This window comes from Corynebacterium lipophilum (assembly GCF_024102595.1).
GTDB classification, from domain to species: Bacteria; Actinomycetota; Actinomycetes; order Mycobacteriales; family Mycobacteriaceae; genus Corynebacterium; species Corynebacterium pseudogenitalium.
The window spans coordinates 238,511-254,663 of the sequence record NZ_JAEUWV010000002.1 but is presented as its reverse complement, the minus strand read 5'-3'; the positions used below and the strand labels follow the sequence as shown (position 1 = coordinate 254,663).

Annotated in this window: 15 protein-coding genes; 10 read left to right on the top strand and 5 right to left on the bottom strand. The window is 62.6% G+C overall.

Annotated features, from left to right (window positions below; all coding sequences use genetic code 11):
* Positions 1-18 precede the first annotated feature (18 nt).
* Together JMN37_RS03150 and JMN37_RS03145 are read right to left on the bottom strand one after the other, a co-directional pair.
* Positions 19-921, bottom strand: coding sequence for an AEC family transporter (locus JMN37_RS03150; RefSeq protein WP_252931010.1), 903 nt, complete (start codon positions 919-921; stop codon positions 19-21).
* Positions 922-961: 40 nt separating this feature from the next.
* A complete protein-coding gene (locus JMN37_RS03145) occupies positions 962-1,294 on the bottom strand; it encodes an ArsR/SmtB family transcription factor (protein ID WP_252931009.1) in 333 nt (110 codons plus the stop codon).
* An 84-nt stretch (positions 1,295-1,378) separates the two neighbouring features.
* On the opposite strand from JMN37_RS03145, the gene arsB reads away from it, so the two are divergent.
* From arsB to JMN37_RS03125, 4 genes are all read left to right on the top strand, one after another.
* On the top strand, positions 1,379-2,464 hold the full coding sequence (gene arsB / locus JMN37_RS03140; RefSeq protein ID WP_252931008.1) for an ACR3 family arsenite efflux transporter: 1,086 nt from the start codon (positions 1,379-1,381) through the stop codon (positions 2,462-2,464).
* A complete protein-coding gene (locus JMN37_RS03135) occupies positions 2,461-2,871 on the top strand; it encodes an arsenate-mycothiol transferase ArsC (protein WP_252931007.1) in 411 nt (136 codons plus the stop codon). Before arsB ends, JMN37_RS03135 begins: the two co-directional genes overlap by 4 nt.
* Positions 2,872-2,940: 69 nt before the next feature.
* Complete coding sequence (locus JMN37_RS03130; RefSeq protein ID WP_252931006.1) at positions 2,941-4,317, top strand: TrkH family potassium uptake protein; 1,377 nt, start codon at positions 2,941-2,943, stop codon at positions 4,315-4,317.
* Complete coding sequence (locus tag JMN37_RS03125; RefSeq protein WP_252931005.1) at positions 4,310-5,002, top strand: potassium channel family protein; 693 nt, start codon at positions 4,310-4,312, stop codon at positions 5,000-5,002. Before JMN37_RS03130 ends, JMN37_RS03125 begins: the two co-directional genes overlap by 8 nt.
* A 601-nt stretch (positions 5,003-5,603) precedes the next feature.
* On the opposite strand, the gene JMN37_RS03120 is transcribed toward JMN37_RS03125, so the two are convergent.
* A complete protein-coding gene (locus tag JMN37_RS03120; RefSeq protein ID WP_252931004.1) occupies positions 5,604-6,857 on the bottom strand; it encodes an ATP-binding protein in 1,254 nt (417 codons plus the stop codon).
* A gap of 421 nt (positions 6,858-7,278) precedes the next feature.
* Here JMN37_RS03120 and JMN37_RS03115 point away from each other — a divergent pair, with 421 nt between their 5' ends.
* Entirely contained in the window at positions 7,279-8,097 is an 819-nt protein-coding gene (locus tag JMN37_RS03115) for an NYN domain-containing protein (RefSeq protein ID WP_369822189.1), read from the top strand.
* 16 nt (positions 8,098-8,113) lie between these two features.
* Here JMN37_RS03115 and JMN37_RS11370 read toward each other — a convergent pair whose 3' ends face one another.
* Positions 8,114-10,045 carry an exonuclease domain-containing protein gene (locus JMN37_RS11370; protein WP_269010880.1) on the bottom strand — a complete coding sequence of 644 codons (1,932 nt, stop codon included), beginning with the start codon at positions 10,043-10,045 and terminating at the stop codon, positions 8,114-8,116.
* A gap of 154 nt (positions 10,046-10,199) precedes the next feature.
* On the opposite strand from JMN37_RS11370, the gene JMN37_RS03105 reads away from it, so the two are divergent.
* The 5 genes from JMN37_RS03105 to JMN37_RS03085 all read left to right on the top strand — a co-directional run bounded on the left by JMN37_RS03105 (position 10,200) and on the right by JMN37_RS03085 (position 15,161).
* Positions 10,200-11,180: a hypothetical protein gene (locus JMN37_RS03105; protein WP_252931003.1), complete on the top strand. Its 981-nt coding sequence runs from the start codon at positions 10,200-10,202 to the stop codon at positions 11,178-11,180.
* Positions 11,181-11,234: 54 nt separating this feature from the next.
* Complete coding sequence (locus JMN37_RS03100; RefSeq protein WP_143110524.1) at positions 11,235-12,347, top strand: sensor histidine kinase; 1,113 nt, start codon at positions 11,235-11,237, stop codon at positions 12,345-12,347.
* On the top strand, positions 12,344-12,982 hold the full coding sequence (locus JMN37_RS03095; protein ID WP_252931024.1) for a response regulator: 639 nt from the start codon (positions 12,344-12,346) through the stop codon (positions 12,980-12,982). Before JMN37_RS03100 ends, JMN37_RS03095 begins: the two co-directional genes overlap by 4 nt.
* A 65-nt stretch (positions 12,983-13,047) precedes the next feature.
* Positions 13,048-13,749: an ATP-binding cassette domain-containing protein gene (locus JMN37_RS03090; RefSeq protein WP_252931002.1), complete on the top strand. Its 702-nt coding sequence runs from the start codon at positions 13,048-13,050 to the stop codon at positions 13,747-13,749.
* Entirely contained in the window at positions 13,746-15,161 is a 1,416-nt protein-coding gene (locus JMN37_RS03085) for an ABC-2 family transporter permease (protein ID WP_252931001.1), read from the top strand. Before JMN37_RS03090 ends, JMN37_RS03085 begins: the two co-directional genes overlap by 4 nt.
* Here the strand turns inward: JMN37_RS03085 and JMN37_RS03080 are convergent.
* On the bottom strand, positions 15,158-16,036 hold the full coding sequence (locus JMN37_RS03080) for a hypothetical protein (protein WP_252931000.1): 879 nt from the start codon (positions 16,034-16,036) through the stop codon (positions 15,158-15,160). The genes JMN37_RS03085 and JMN37_RS03080 overlap by 4 nt on opposite strands.
* Positions 16,037-16,153: the final 117 nt, after the last annotated feature.

The window sequence follows — 16,153 nt, the reverse complement described above, 5'->3', positions numbered from 1 at the left end:
GCACCATGTTTGTCAAGGCTAGAACACCCCCGCGATCAACAACATCGCAGGTAGCGAAAGGAACGTGGTGAGGAAGACGGTGTCCCGGCAGATCACCTCGCCGGAACGGTACGTCGCCGCGTAGTTGTACACGTTCTGCGCCGTCGGCAGTGCGCACAGAATGAGGGCCGCGTACATATCGGAGCCGGTCAGGCCCAGAAGCGACGCCACGCCCCACGCCACGGCCGGCATGCCGATCAGCTTGAGGATGGTAGCGGTGGTCGTCGCTAAGCGCTGGCTCTGCAGCACCTTCTCCCCGGTGAGCGAGGCGCCGAAGCTCATAAGAATCATCGGGATGGACGCGCCACCCAGAATCTGCAGCGGCGCGAGCACCGGCTCCGGCACCGTCCACGACGACGCTGAGACCGCAAACCCCGCAAACGCCGCAACCACCACCGGCGCCTTCAACCCCGCGATGACCGACTTCAGTAGCCCCGACGCCCCACGGTCCAGGCCAGCGATCACGATGGGGGAGAGCACCGCCATCTGCAATACCAGCGCCGGAATCACGTACGTCGGATCCCCCAGCACATAGGTGGCGATGGGCAATCCGATATTGACCGAGTTGTAATAACTCGACGACGCCGCCCCCGCCATCGTCTCCGCAGCATCCTGCTTGAACCACACCGCACTGATCGCCCAGAAGATCAACATCGTGACCACTGTCGCGATCGCGATCACCAGGATCACCGGGGAGAAGAACGCATCCGTATCCGAGACCGCCACCGACGAAAAAATCAACGACGGCGTCGCCACATGGAACGCGATGCGGTTGAGCTGCAACCGCTGCTCGCCCGGGCCGATCACCTTCTTCTGGGCAAGCCACCAGCCCGCCGCGATCACGGTGAAGATGATGGCGAAACCAGTCAGAACGTCAAGCATGCCGATTGAGTGTAGCGGCTAGACCCCGTGAATTTGGCGCCTAGTCCATCTGGAGGACGGTGCGCAATTCCGCGAAGGGTGTTGGGCAGATTTCGTGCGTGACGGTTCGGCCTGTCCGGGACTTCTTGAGTAGTCCGGCGTCGGCAAGCTTCTTGAGGTGGTGGGAGACCGTCGGCTGGCTGAGTCCTGAGCGCTCGGTAAGCGCTGTCACGCTCATCGGCTCGCACCCTTCTGCTGCGAGGCGGGAGAGGAGGCGCAGCCGGGCGGGATCTGCCAGCACTTTGAACAGGGCCGCGAAGCGCTCGGCGTCTTCTGGGGGTAGCGGGCCGGAGCCGAGTGAGCAGCAGTCTGGGGCGGGGGATTGTTCGTGCATGACTTCTACCTTCTCATATTGACAGCGGTCTATGTGGCCCTCTATTTTGTCATATTGATAGTTATCAATATGTGAGGTGATTGTATGCCAAACCCAGCGCCGACCCCCGCTCGAATGTCATTCCTCGACAGATTCCTGCCAGTGTGGATCATCTTGGCGATGGCATTCGGTCTGCTGCTGGGCCGCGTCACTCCAGGGCTCAGCAGTATGCTTGAGCGTTTTGAAGTCGGCGGGATATCGCTGCCGATCGCGCTGGGCCTTTTTGTGATGATGTACCCGCCGCTGGCCAAAGTCCGCTACGACAAGACCCGCGAGATTGCCACCGACAAACGGCTCATGACCGTCTCCATCATCTTGAACTGGATCGTCGGCCCCGCGTTCATGTTTGCCCTGGCCTGGCTGTTCCTGCCGGACCAACCAGAGCTACGCACCGGCCTTATCATCGTCGGACTGGCGCGCTGCATCGCCATGGTGCTGGTGTGGTCCGACCTGTCCTGCGCCGACCGGGAAGCCACGGCCGTTTTGGTCGCCATCAACTCAATATTCCAGGTGCTCATGTTCGGCGTGCTCGGATGGTTCTACCTGCAGATCCTGCCGAGCTGGCTGGGCCTGGAGACCACCTCTGTGGAGTTCTCCTTCTTCTCCATCGTCGCCGCCGTATTGGTGTTTCTCGGTATCCCGCTACTTGCCGGAGTGCTCTCCCGCATCATCGGTGAGCGAGTGAAGGGCCGTGCGTGGTACGAAGAGACCTTCCTGCCCGCGGTTTCCCCGCTTGCACTCGTGGGGTTGCTGTACACGATCGTGCTGCTGTTCTCCCTGCAAGGCGAGCAGATTACATCCCAACCGTGGACCGTTGCCCGAGTCGCTCTGCCACTACTTGGGTACTTCGTGGGCATGTTCTTGATCGCCTTGGTGGTGTCGAAGGCGTCGGGGATGGGCTACGCCCAATCCGCCTCCGTGTCCTTTACAGCCGCGGGCAACAACTTTGAGTTGGCCATCGCGGTGGCGATCGGCACGTTCGGTGCTACCTCGGCCCAGGCGCTGGCAGGTACGATCGGCCCGCTCATCGAAATCCCCGTCCTCGTCGGCCTCGTCTACCTCATGCGCGGCATCGGGCCGCGACTCTTCCCAGGCGATCCCACCCTGCCAGCTGCAAGGAGCCTTTCATGAACCCCAGCGTCTTGTTTGTCTGCGTCGGCAACGGCGGTAAATCACAAATGGCAGCGGCGCTTGCGCGACACTACGCAGGCGACCAAGTCAGCGTCTTCTCCGCAGGCACGAAACCGGGCACGAAGCTGAACCAGGAATCCGTCGCCGCAATTGCAGAACTCGGTGCCGACATGTCGCGCGGCACACCAAAACCCATCGACCCAGAACTGCTGCGCACAGTCGACCGAGTAGTAATAATTGGCGACGCCGCCCAGCTCAACATGCCAGCCGACGCCGCCGGCACCCTGGAACGCTGGCACACCGACGAACCGTCCACCCGCGGCATCGAAGGCATGGAACGGATGCGCCTCGTACGCGACGATATCGACGCCCGCGTGCGCGCCCTCCTGCGGGAGCTGCTGGGGTAGTAGCGTTGCGGCTCGCCGGGCGAGCGTATTGCCTTTTCCAATCACCGTTGGCCCACTATGCTGTTGCCGGTGAGCAATACACCCCCTCCAAGGTGGTTCCGACCAGCGCAACTCACAGCGCTCGGATTCCTCATCTTGATCTTTGCGGGCACCGCCCTGCTCTGCATGCCGTTCGCCTCCGCCGACGGCACCACAACGCCACTGATGGACGCGCTCTTCACCGCCACGTCCGCAACCTCCCTGACCGGGCTGGTCACCGTAGACACCGGCAGCCACTGGAGCATCTGGGGCCGGATCATCGTCATCGCCCTCATCCAAATCGGAGGGTTAGGCATCATGAGCATCACGTCGCTGACAGGCATGCTGCTCACCGGGCGCGTCACACTACGCGCCCGCTATTCGACGGCCGCCGAAGGCCGCCCAATCCTCGAAGGTGGAGTGCGCGCCACCCTCATCATGACGCTGCTGCTCACGCTCGCCTTCGAACTCATCGTCGCCGTCATCCTCGCATGCCGTTTCGCCACCACCTACGGCATGCCGCCGCTGCGCGCTGTCGGCGAAGGCATCTTCCACGCCATCTCCGCCTTCAACAACGCCGGCTTCGGACTACGCTCCGACAGTCTCATCTCCTACAACGCCGACGCCTGGATCCTGCTCCCGCTCGCAGGCGCCCTCATCATCGGCGGACTCGGCTACCCGGTGCTCTCCGAACTTGTCCGGCGTAGCAAGGAACGAGCACGCGGCGTACTTCGTGGCACACCAGTCAGCACGCGCCGGTACTCCGTGACCACCCGCATGACTCTGAAAGGCACCGCTTTCCTCATCGCCACAGCGATGCTGCTCATCGCCGTACTGGAGTGGCGCGGCTTCCTTGCAGACATGCCACTTGGCACGAAACTGCTCAACGCCTTCTTCAGCGGCGTCACCCCACGCACCGCCGGATTCAACTCCATCGACTACGCCGACGCCAGCCCCGTCACCCTGATGGTCACCGACATCTACATGTTCATCGGAGGAGGCTCCGCAGGCACCGCAGGCGGCATTAAAGTCACCACAGCAATCGTGCTGCTCGCCGCCATGTCCGCAGAGTTCCACGGACGCGACGCCACCACCGTCGGGCACCGCACCGTGCCCAAATCCGTAGTACGCCAAGCGATGACAGTCGCCGCCGCCGGCATCGGCTCCGTCACGCTCGGGATCGTGGCGCTGCGCGTATTCGACCCCGAATTCACCGCCGACCAAGTCGCCTTCGAAGTCGTCTCCGCCTTCGCAACGACAGGCCTGTCCACGGGTATCACTGCGTCGTTAAGTGCCCCCTCCCAACTTGTCCTTTGCTTGCTGATGTACCTCGGGCGCATCGGCCCATTCACCCTCGTCGCGGCGCTTGCAACCCGTAACATTGCGCGCAGATACGACTACCCAGTAGAAAGGCCGTTCATTGGCTAAATTCCTCAGCCCCCTCCTACGGGGCAAACAACGCATCGACATCCCACCCGTCGTCATCATCGGGCTCGGCCGATTCGGAGGATCGCTCGCCCACGAGCTCACCCGCAACGGCGTGGAAGTCCTCGGCATCGACGCCGACGAACGCCTCGTCCGCGAATACGCCCCACAACTTACTGACGCCGTCATCGCCGACGCCACCGACCCCGAAGCCCTCCGCCAACTCGGCGTACACGAAGTCGAACGCGCCGTCATCGCCGTCGGCACCGCACTGGAAGCCTCAATCCTGACCGCCTCCAACCTTGTCGACCTCGGCGTCCCCGACATCTGGGCAAAAGCCGACTCCGAATCCCACGCCCGAATCCTGCAACGCCTCGGCATCCACCACGTCATACGCCCCGAACACGACACCGGCCGCCGCGTCGCCCACCTCCTCGGCGGACGCTTCCAAGACTTCGCCGAACTCGCCGAAAACTACGGCGTGATCAAAATGGTCCCCCCGCGCCCACTACTCGACGGGCCCCTTGACGGCGAGCGGCTCTGGGAAAAACACCACGTGCAAGTAGTGTCCGTACGCTCCGGGGGAGGAACATGGCGCCCATTTGTCCAAGGCCAGGAACTCTCCCAATCAAACCTTATAGTGATGGCGGGTGCCCCAGACGACCTGGAGCGGTTCTCACAGCTCTAGGCGAGTGATGTGCTGGCGCGCTTTGAATCCCGCGCTTTGAGCGCTTTGGGGCGTGAGGGCGGGCCTGGTGCACCAAATTCCTTCGCGCCATGTCCGTGACCTGGGAGTTTTCAAATCCGCTCGCCAAAAACCTGGAATTTGGTGCGAAGACGCGGCGGGCGTGGGAACTTTCTTTGTAGACGGCCGTCGCGACCTGGGGAAACGCGCCGCCGCCTCCCCAAGAACGGGAATTTGGTGCGCACTCCGCTCCCGCGCACCCCTTCAGTGACAAAAGACGCAACCCGAAAATATCTAGCCATCCAAATGTACAGGCAGAAAAAGGGCTATGCGTTAACGCGTGCGCCCTTTGTCACTCAAGCCCCGCGACGAGGTGCCAAATTCCCCACCGAGACTGGACGATCTGGGGAAACGAAACCGTTGGTCGACCGGGATGAGCCCGAGGTGCAAAGTACTTCCCGGCGCGCCGGGAACTATTTCGAAGGGCACGATGGGGCGCGAGAGCAGGGGGATGTGTTCCTGGTGGTGCGGTAAACCTGCAGTTCACGGGTGGCCTACCCGTTTTGCAACTCCGAGAGAATGGTTTGGCTAGCCTCTGTTGCCGCTAAGCGGTCAGGACCCCCAAAGGAATCACGTGCACTCCGCTAGGAAGCGTGTAAGCATATTCCGTTGCGGTGACGATGGCTAGGTATGCTGGCGACCCGACCTTGTTAGTGTCGACACGTTCGTCACGGAGTTTGATGAGGTTCGCTTCGGCTTGTGGGATTTGTGACGCCCCGAGTTTGACTTCGCAGGCACCCCACTTGCCGTCTTCGGGGTATTCGATGATGGCGTCAACTTCAAGGTCCGTGTTGTCACGGTAGTGGTAGACGCGCCCGTGCTGGAGGGCGGATGCTGCGCGCAGATCTCGAATGACCATGGACTTGAAGATCTGGCCGAAGAACTCTGGGTCATTCGCGAGGCGGTTAACGCCGATGCCCAAGGCGGCGCAGGCAAGGCTGGGGTCAGCGAGATGGAGCTTCGGCGCGGTGCGCAGTCGTGATTTCGACCGGAGAGCGACACTCCAAGGTTGCAACTCGTCGAGGATGAATATCCGGGTAAGCGCCTGGAGGTACGTGGAGACCGTTTTCGGGTCGACTGTTGTGGCACCCAAAGACACGTCTGCAGCGAGTGTTTTCAACGTTGCTTCGCCAGAAATATTCCGAGCGATGGATTCCAAGGTCCGACGAATGTTTAGCTGGTTGTGACGTGTACCAACGTTTTCTGGCACTTCCACGTCGAAAACGTTGTCCAGGTATGAGCGGTTAAACATGACCGCCTGCTGAGTGCTCGCGCCGAGCAGTCCTGGCCATCCGCCACGAACGGCCTGCTCGGCCATGTCCTTATATGTGAGCTTGGAAGCTCCACTCACACTAACGCCCGGTTGTAGCTCTGCGAGGCGTACCTGGCTTGTCGACGCCCCACTCTCCGCGAGCGACATTGGACGCATCCGTAGCCTGGCAAAGCGCCCCGCCCCCGAGTGGCGTGTGGTGTCATCGGCTGGTGTCGCTGAGCCCGAAAGGATGAACTCTCCGCGTCCTTGGCGGTCGTCGATCTCGTGGCGGATAGTGTTCCACAGGGAAGGTGCGAGTTGCCACTGATCAATGAGACGAGGGGTTGGACCGTTGAGTAAGGCTGCGGGGTTCAATTCGGCCAGCGTAATCAGCTCGGGGGATCGGTCGAGACGTACAGAACTTGCAGCCTTTTGGAGGGTGGTAGAGGTTTTCCCGCATGCGCGCGGTCCCTCAAGGAGGACGCCTCCCATGAACTGGAGAGAGTCCTCCAACACCTGATCTGCAAAGCGTGAAAAGTACTGCATATGGGCACTATACCCGTTTTTGCAACGGTTTTGTACCCGCTTTTGCAACGATTTCATACCCGCTTTTGCAATTCGCGGATAATGTGAGTCCCATCTCTTTGCTACGTGTTACATCGATATGTGGGCTGTGGACGGGCGGCCGTATTGGGCTGCGTGTAGGGTTCGAAGCCTAAGCTCTTGCTCCCATTGTTCAGTGCATACCGAATATTCGGGCTCAGCTGGGTACAGTCAGTCGGGTGTTCAAACACGACCTTTTCATCAATTTCCGGGCTACGACATAGTGTGGTGATTAGTCGGACGAATGTTCTGGCCGGTCCCGGTGTTGGATGCGTTGTCTCACACTGCGGTATCCAGCGGCCATGGGTTGAAGTAGGCGGGAAACTGACTTATGCTGGCAAGAAGCCATAGCCGTTGACCCTCCATGAATCAGGAGAGTGCCGATGACTGTGGCTTTAGTTATGATCACCTCATGGTCAAAAACTCGTCTCGTGACCTGTTATACCGGCAACGCCCAATCGTTACGGCCGTTCTGGTTGATGGGGGATTTTATCGTCGTCGTGCTCGCAAATTATTCGGGGAGAAGACACCGGAAGATAGAGCCGAAGAAATTGCGAAATATGCGCGTCGACATATTTCGGAATCAAGAAGCAGCTTGTACCGTATTTTCTATTACGATTGCCCACCCTCTTCTAAAGTGCTGTTTCATCCTTTGACGCAGAAGCAGATCAACCTGGCTAAGTCGGAGCAGTACGCTTGGACCAATGAGTTTTTTGAAGCGTTGACTCATAAACGCAAGGTCGCTCTCAGGAGAGGGGAAGAGCTTGAGACCCAACGGGGATACACTTTGAACGCAGAAAAGACCAAAAAGATTTGCGCAGGCAAAGTATCCGTTTCCGACCTTGGTGAGAAGGACTTTGACCTTGATATTGCGCAAAAGGGCGTCGATATGAGGATTGGTCTTGACATTGCTACGCTCGCGGAACGAGGAACTGTCAATCAGATTGTGATGATCTCCGGTGATAGTGACTTCGTTCCTGCAGCCAAGCATGCCAGACGATCGGGGATTGATTTTCTCTTAGATCCGATGTGGGCCCAAATTTCAAAGAGTCTGCGCGAGCACGTCGATGGGATCCGCCAATGCGTCGTAGCTCCACCCGGTAATGCGAATGACCCACTCCATGTTGGCAATATGGGGAAACACGGTGGAGAGTCCCGACCAGAAGACGACGAAGAGCTGTAGTCCCGCAGCATTCTGATTAGCGGCGCTTGTTTAATAGCCACCTGATCAGCGCGAGCGGGGACGCGAATATTGCGACGATCAGGGATAGCGCACTAATCGATATGAGGAAATCGGCAACTGGGTGTTCAGCTGCCATACCAAGGATTACGGCGAGTAGCACCACAAGCACGAATGAAGATCCGCCCACGATTCCTGACCATTTGAGAATCGTCGCGCCAACGTTGGTCTTTTCTTTCAGTACGGGAAGCGGTCCCGGTGAGCTTGGTTGGGCCGGGGCCGACAAGGGAGGAACACTAGGTACGTAAGCAGATGAGTACGCTGCGGCGAGCAGTTCGTCCGGGGTTGGATCGGAGGCCTCCGGGGCTACCGCCGGCACAACCTCCGCCTCCGGAACCGCCTCCGCCTCCACCGGCTCCTCGACGCCGTCGACGGCGAGGTCCACCACCATCTCCACGAGCTGGCTGCGCCGTTTCGGGCCGACGCCGTGCAGATCAAGTAGGTCGTCGGCGCTGGCGTTGAGCATCTCTGGGTGTTCGAGGCTCCACATGGCGAGGTAGCGGTCGATGCCGCGCCCGGTCGCTTCGGGGATGTGGTGGGGTTCGAGGTTGTCGGCGATTTCGTGCAGTGGGCGGTCCGGGTGCTGGTCGATCCACGCGGCGGCGATGCGCGACCTTGACGAGCCAACAGCGTGCGACTGGCCGGGGGTCAACCAGGAGAACTGCTCCGGAGCATGAGGAGCACTAACAGACGGAGCAGCATCAGGAGCAGCAACCGGCGCGTCCTCGGTCGAATCCTCCATGGCCTTCAGCAGTTGGGCGAAGTGGGTTTCGCTGATGATCGGAACGCTGTTCTCGCGCGCTCGCTTGGCTTTCCCGCTCATCGAATCCTGGTTCGCCGCGACAAGGACGGCGCACGTGCGGGTCACGCCGCCGACGTCGAGGCCGGCGGCGGTGGCGCGGTCGGTCCATACGTCGCGTGGGATGTCGAGGGCTCCGGTGAACGCGACGCGGTCGCCCGGGCGCAGGCTGAAGGTGGCGGGGGTGGGGCCGGAGGTGGGCTCGTCGAGAAGCGAGCGCACGAGCTGCGCATCGACGTTGAGCGCCTCGGCGATGTCGAGCAGCGTGGCGCGTTCCTCATCGGTGATGACGCCGTCGGCCCAGGCTTCGACGGCGAGCTGGCGGGTGAACTCCTCGTTGATGGCGTCGACGTCGTCGGCGCTGAGGCCCGCGGCGATGGCGGTGGATTCGAGGCGGCGCATTTCGGTGCGGGAGATGACGCGGTCTACAAGTGCGCAGGTCAGCTCGGTGCGGTAGTCGGCTTCGCGCTTGGTGGTGGCCGCGGGCAAGGTGCGCGAAAGTTGCCCAGCCCAGGACGGTGCGCCACCGCGGGGCAGGCACGGGGCCTCGGCGGCGGCGGTGGTGAACGTCGCCGCCGGATACTTCTCGACGTCCACTCTGTTGCCCACGCACAAGTAACGGAGGAGCTCCGCGGTCGCCTCGGCGTCCGCCAGTGCAGAGTGCGCGAACCGGTTCCGGATCTTCGCGATGACCAACGCCTCACTCAACTTGCCCACGCCCATGTACTGCTTCGTCAATCGCATCGTGTCCAGCCACTCGCACAAGCCGTTCTCCGCACCGGCGCGCGCGAACTCGTTGGTCAGGAAGCGGTGCTCAAACGACGCATTGTGCGCCACCAGCGTGCGGCCGTTGAGCAGCGAGCCCAGGTACGGAGCGACGTCGCAAAATAATGGTGCATCCACCACATCGGTCGCCGTGATCTTATGGATGTAACTATTCGGAATGTCGCGCTCCGGCTGGATCAGGGTCTCCCACGTGCGCTCCACGGAGAAGTCGGGGCACAGCAGCACCACGCCGATCTCCACAATGCGGTCCTGGTTGCTCAGCCCTGTCGTCTCCAAATCGACGACCGCAAACCCATTCCGGCCCATTCCTGCTCCTTTGTCCATCCGTGTTGGGGCGTCATTCAATATAAGGCACGCCGCCGACACGCCGAGGCGGAGTCGGTCGGATGTTCGATGGAACCGGCGGGGGAGTTGTGGTCGCCGCGTAACGCCCGGCACCGTCTGTGCCGATTACAGGGGCATGAAGAAGATCATCGCATCGGCCGTCGCTGCGGCGACCGCCTTCACTGCCCTCGCTACGACCCCGTCCCACGCCGCCCACCTTGACCGCACCGAAAGTGGCCAGTGCCGCGTCGTCCTCAACGACGCTGAGCGCGGCCCCGCCTGGCAGGCCGAACGCATCGCAAAAACGCTCACGCACGGCATGTACGCCACCGCCGTCGCCGAAGCATTCGAGGCAACCTTCGAGGGGCTCAAACCACTTGGCGACGCCCACCTCGACCAACCAGCCATCATCTCCTACCAGCAACTCCGCCTGGAAGGGCAGGAGCCCGGCGAGCGTCCCGACTACGACGCCGCCCGCGCCGCCACTAAGGAAAAACTGGCCAAGCTAGGCCTGGTTTCCACCGACGCCGACTTCTACCTGGACATGAAGCAGGGCGCCCAGATTCCGCTTTCACCAGCGGGCAAGGCGCTGCAGGGCTCGGCGCGCTGGTACATCGGTATCGACGGATCCGTGCCGGAGGTGACCAGCCTCGGGGCGAACTACGTGTTTGGCCGCACCGGCGACAACACTGCTCGGTTCCTGAATCACGTCCCCGACTGGAAGCGCACGGCGTTCGCGTCGAACATGTCCGGCACCTACTTTGCCAAGGCTGCCGACTCGCTCGAGTCCCGGTACTACTACCTGCTTAAGCAGGCGCAACAGTGCAGCGACAACCCACCGCTTATCTTCAGCACCCAAAACGCGGACCTGCCAGCACCGCCGGTACTGAAGAACACCCTGCCGGGCCAACCAGCGGATCCCTCCGCGCCGGAAACGCCAACCCCGGAGCAGCCCACGCCGAAGCCGGAGCAGCCGCAGAACTTTGACGCCAAGCTCGGCCAGATCATCGGCATCATCGCTGCGGTACTGGCAGCGCTGGGCGGGTTGTTCGCGCTGCTCAAGAACGCCGGCATCAATGTGCCGGAGCTTCCGAAGATTCCCGGGCTGAACAAGTAGATCTCCTCCCCTGGGAGGAGGCGCGTGTTCGGTGTTGCCGATAGGCTTACGGCCATGCGCTACAAACCGGGTGACCTTGTGCTCGCGGTCGCTGTTGCCATCTTGGCGGCGGTGTACACCGCGAGTGCGTTTACCCAACCCACGCATGCGGCCAGTTGGGGCCAGGCCGTGCTGTCGTGGGGCTTCGTCGCGGTGTGCGTGGTGCTCACGAGCAAACCCAAGTTCTCCTCGATTGCGCTTATCGCGCTGAATGTTGCCTGGTCTGTGATGTGGCTGGCCGCGCCGGTCAACCTTGGCTTTTCGCCGTGGGTGTTGGCGGTCCCGGTGGCGACCTTTATTGCCGGGCTGTTTACAGGGAAGCGCTTCGCGCTAGTTGTTCTCGCTGCCGCGTGCGGGTGGGCACTGCTGTCGCCGTTCATGTGGACGTGGGACGACAACTTTGTGTTGTTCTACCGTCACGGGGTCGATCTCGGGATCACGCTTGCGCTGCACTGGGGTGCGAGTGCGGTGGGGTATCTCCTTGGGGCGAATGTGGCAGCTGAGGATGAGGTGCGTCGTCGAGAAGCACACGCGAAAGAGCAACGTCTCGCAGCGGCGCGCGAGGAGGAACGCCGCGCCATTGCCCGCGATATTCACGACCTTCTCGGCCACTCGCTGACCCTGATCAAAGCGCAGGCCAATGCAGGGTTGGCGGCCGGACAGGAGCGGGAGGCGCTGCAGCAGATCAACGAGGCCGCCGGGCAGTCGTTGTCGGAGATTCGCCTGCTTGTGCGCGGCCTGCGTGAGAGCGATCATGCGTTTTCGCCGGCGGCGGGGATCCCTGACCTGCCGTCGTTGGTGCAGCGCTACCGCGACGCCGGTCTGGAAGTGTCGCTGGAAGCACCAGCAGTGGATGTCTCCCCGGTGACCTCGCTTGCTATTTATCGCATCGTGGCGGAGGCGCTGGCGAACGCGGCACGCCACCAAGTCGATCCCGCTGTGATGGTTCGGATCGCACCGGGCGAGACCGTAGTGGTAGAAGTCGTTTCTACCGGCCAGATTCGACCCCAACCAGGCACTGGTGTTGGGCTGGAGGGGCTGCGCGAACGCGCGGCAAGCGCCGGTGGCACGCTGAAGACATGGCAGTCAGGGGAGACATTTACCGTGTGGGCGGAGTTGGCAGCATGATCCGCCTGCTCCTTGCCGACGACCAACCGCTCCTCCTCAGCGCCCTCCGCACCATCTTGGACGCCCAGGACGACATCACCGTCGTCGCCACCGCCGCCGACGGCGCCGAGGCCGTGGAGCAAACCCGCGCCCACCGCATCGACGTGGCGGTGCTGGACATCCGCATGCCAGTACTCGACGGCATCACCGCCGCCCGCACCATCATGGAAATGGGCCCACGCGTGATCATGCTGACCACCTTCGACGACGACACCTTGATCCATGCGGCTATCGACGCCGGCGTGCACGGCTTTCTTCTCAAAGACGCCGAACCCGACGTCCTGGCCAACGCCGTGCGCGCTGTCGCCCGCGGCGAATCGGTTCTGGCCCCCGGGGTCACAGGCCGCGTGATGGAATGGGTCCGCGACGGTGCGGGCACCCAAGAATCCGCCGCCGCGCTGGAGGCGCTGACGCAACGCGAACGCGACGTGCTCGCAGAAATTGGCCGCGGCGCCACGAACGCTGAAATCGCCGCCACACTGTTTATTGCAGAGACCACGGTGAAAACGCACGTCTCTAATCTGCTTGCCAAACTTGGCGCGCGCGACAGGGTGGCGCTTGCCTTGATCTCCCAGCGCGCCGGGATCTCCTCCTAGAGGAGGAGGCGGTGTGGTCCCGCCGGCCGATGTGGTGGCCTTGCTCAGCGACGACCATGAATGCCATGACTGATACGCAACTTGCTTGCCGCGGCGTGGCCGTGTCCTTCGGGGACCACCACGTACTTCGCGACGTGTCGTTGACCACCACTCCGGGCCGAGTCCACGCACTGTTGGGCCCTAACGGCGCGGGTAAATCGACGCTGATGTCGGTGCTGCTCGGCCTGATCGAACCCGATGTCGGCGAGGTAACACTGATGGGGCAGCCGTTTGACCGCTCGGCACTGCGCCATGTCGGCGCCTCCATCAACGACCCCGCCTTTTACAACCACCTCAGCGCCCGCAACAACCTCCGCGTCCACACCACGCTGCTGGGCCTTCCCGACAGCGAAGCCGACCGGGTCCTCGAACTGGTTGGCCTCCAAACCGCGGGCAAGAAGAAAGCCGGCAGTTTCTCCACCGGCATGAAAGGCCGCCTCGCTCTCGCTCAGGCGCTGCTCGGCGAGCCAGAGGTGCTTATTCTCGACGAACCACAAAACGGCCTCGACCCCGAAGGCATCGCCCACCTACGCGACTACCTTCGCGAATACGCGCGAGCTGGGCGCACCGTCCTGGTCAGTTCCCACCAACTCGGCGAAGTACTCCACATGGCCGACGACGCCACCGTGATCGCAGGCGGCGGCGTCCGCTTCGCAGGCGAGCTCGCGGAACTGGGCCCCAACCTAGAAGAGTCATTCTTCCGGCTCACGTCAGGTGATGACCGATGACCCTCCTACACGCCGAATGGATCCGTGCGCGCGGCTCCATGCTGTGGTGGCTCGCCGGAGCAGGCCTGCTGGTTGGCGTGCTGCTGACGTTGTTCGCCCTGGCCGGAAACGTCGAAACCGCGTCGAACCTGCTCTACCCGCAAGGACTGTTGGTCACCGGCATGGCTGCTCCCGCCGCCGCGCTGTTCGCCGGTTTGGCCGAAACCCGCGAACGTGACGCCCGTGGCGGCGGCACATTGTGGCGGCCGGTCCCACCTATGCGCACTCGCGCTGCCCGTATCGTCGTGGTGTGGCTGGCGCTGGCCGCGTTCGTCGCCTTCGACTTTGTCGTGCCGTTTGCCGCCGGCCTCGTATTCAACCTGGACAACACGGCCTCGATCGCACTCGTAGGTCTTTTTGCGTGGCTGGGCATGCTCGGACCGGCAGGTCTCGCCGCCGCCTCCACGCGACGCATCGGGATCCTGCAAACCATCATCCTCGGCTTCGCATTCACCATCGGCCTCGGCTACTTCGCCGAGCGCGACTGGTGGAGGATGAACCCCGGCGCCTGGCCAGCCCGGCTGGCGCTGCCGACCATGGGCCTGCACTTCAACCTGCTACCCCTCGACGCCACCGACCCGATGGCGGGGGAATCTCCCATTCCCGCCCTCGTCCTGACCTTGGTATTGGCAGCGGTTGGCTTTGTCGCAGCCGCCCTCGTACCACCACGTACCCGCCCCATCTTCAGGCGCAGCAGGGTCCACCGCGTCACCGCACCGATGGCCGCAGGGCCGGCGACGCCGCGCCCCGAAACCACCGGATACGTGGCTGCGGTGAAGGGGGTTGCGATGGCGGCGAGGGTGTCGTCGATAAGCGTCTTGCTCCTGCTCACCGCCCTGGTGCTGCTGTTCTCGCTGGCATACCCGGTGGACGTGCGCGAGGCGCTGTTCGCCTACGCCATCCTGCCGGTTGGGGCCGGCGTGCTGCCCACCCTCGTGTGGCCGAAACTGCGTCCCGCCTGGGCGCTCATGCAGGTCGAACACCCACACGTCCGCGCCGCATTGGCCACTTGGTGCGTTGGAGTCGTCGCACTCGTCTGCGCGTTCGGAGCGGCCGTGGTTGGCGACGCGCGCTTCGGACTCCTCGCGTTCCTCGCCGGCAGCGTATTGGCCCTCACCGCACTTGCCATCACCGTCCGCTTCGGCGTGGCATGGGCGCTGGCTGCGGCGATCCTGGTCACGATCGTCTCCGCCACGATCGGCGGCGACGTCCTCGCGCAATCTGCGTTATGGATCCTTGCCGTCCCCGCATGGCCAGCTACCGCCACCGGTACACGAGTGTGGGTTGCGGCTGCGGTGGGGCTGGTGCTGCTGGCGGTGGTTGTAGTGCTGCTGATGCGGACGCTGCGCGGGATGCGCCCAGTACGACGCTAACCCGCCGGAGTGAGGCGTCCGTCCGCCGTGTAGCGACCATCGGGGGAGTTGTAGAAGGCGTGGGCGTGGTTGTCGTCGATAAGTAAGTGCCACGTGCCGCCGTTATCGCAGGTGCCCTCGGTGATCGTCTCCCGGAAGCCATCCTCGGTTCTCGTGAGCTGCCCTGCACAGCCGAGCTCAGGGTAGGTCACCGCGATACCGTCCGCGGTTGGCGCGAACCAGACACGGAACTGCTGCCCCTGTAGGTGCTCGACCTCGGATACCTGACCCATCGTGCCCTCCATTGGACCTTTGAGTTCTGGAGGTTTGATTGTGCCCAGCGCCGCCGCGGCCGTCGTCGGGTGCCAGGTGATACGGGTGAACTCGCTGAGCGGATTGCCGACGACCGTCTCCTCCGGACCCCACACCTTCTCCAAACGCTGACCCCGCAGCTCGAAGTGCGTCACGTGCAAGAGAGGGCTTTCGGCTTCGTACTGGTCCAAGCCCGGCTGCGTGCCGTTGGTGAACACAGTCGGGTACGGGTCGTCCGAGTCGATGAGGTAGTCCTTCGTCCAGCTCAGCGTGCCGTCCTGGGCCCGCAACACGCGAATTGGAGAAGGGCCGTCAGCACCAGCGCGCAGCAGCAGTTCCGGCTCAAGATCGCCGTTGATATCTAAGACGTCGTAGGCGAACGTGCCGTCCAAGCCGTCGAGATCTGCGAAGAACCGCGCCGGGTCCGCGATGGCGTCGGCGTACAGATCACGGGTGGAGGGCACCGGTGCTTCAGTCGCGGGCGTGCCCAGTGTTGTTTCCGGCACGGGCGCTTCCGGCACAGGCGCCGTGCCGCAGGAAGCCAGCAGGAGAGTGGCGGTGATGAGAGGCAGATAGCGCTTCATGGCACCACGCTACAGAAAACTAGAAACCCGAAGAAAGTTCCCAACCTATTCGTGATCGCCGGAACCATTTTCGTGGACAGCCGTTGTGACCTAGGGAAATGTAACCGTTGGTCGACC

Bases quoted from the DNA above. Each gene is read 5' to 3' on its own strand.
- JMN37_RS03150 (WP_252931010.1), bottom strand. From the start codon at position 921: ATGCTTGACGTTCTGACTGGTTTCGCCATCATCTTCACCGTGATCGCG.
- JMN37_RS03145 (WP_252931009.1), bottom strand. From the start codon at position 1,294: ATGCACGAACAATCCCCCGCCCCAGACTGCTGCTCACTCGGCTCCGGC.
- arsB (WP_252931008.1), top strand. From the start codon at position 1,379: ATGCCAAACCCAGCGCCGACCCCCGCTCGAATGTCATTCCTCGACAGA.
- JMN37_RS03135 (WP_252931007.1), top strand. From the start codon at position 2,461: ATGAACCCCAGCGTCTTGTTTGTCTGCGTCGGCAACGGCGGTAAATCA.
- JMN37_RS03120 (WP_252931004.1), bottom strand. From the start codon at position 6,857: ATGCAGTACTTTTCACGCTTTGCAGATCAGGTGTTGGAGGACTCTCTC.
- JMN37_RS03115 (WP_369822189.1), top strand. From the start codon at position 7,279: ATGAATCAGGAGAGTGCCGATGACTGTGGCTTTAGTTATGATCACCTC.
- JMN37_RS11370 (WP_269010880.1), bottom strand. From the start codon at position 10,045: ATGGGCCGGAATGGGTTTGCGGTCGTCGATTTGGAGACGACAGGGCTG.
- JMN37_RS03105 (WP_252931003.1), top strand. From the start codon at position 10,200: ATGAAGAAGATCATCGCATCGGCCGTCGCTGCGGCGACCGCCTTCACT.
- JMN37_RS03100 (WP_143110524.1), top strand. From the start codon at position 11,235: ATGCGCTACAAACCGGGTGACCTTGTGCTCGCGGTCGCTGTTGCCATC.
- JMN37_RS03095 (WP_252931024.1), top strand. From the start codon at position 12,344: ATGATCCGCCTGCTCCTTGCCGACGACCAACCGCTCCTCCTCAGCGCC.
- JMN37_RS03090 (WP_252931002.1), top strand. From the start codon at position 13,048: ATGACTGATACGCAACTTGCTTGCCGCGGCGTGGCCGTGTCCTTCGGG.
- JMN37_RS03085 (WP_252931001.1), top strand. From the start codon at position 13,746: ATGACCCTCCTACACGCCGAATGGATCCGTGCGCGCGGCTCCATGCTG.
- JMN37_RS03080 (WP_252931000.1), bottom strand. From the start codon at position 16,036: ATGAAGCGCTATCTGCCTCTCATCACCGCCACTCTCCTGCTGGCTTCC.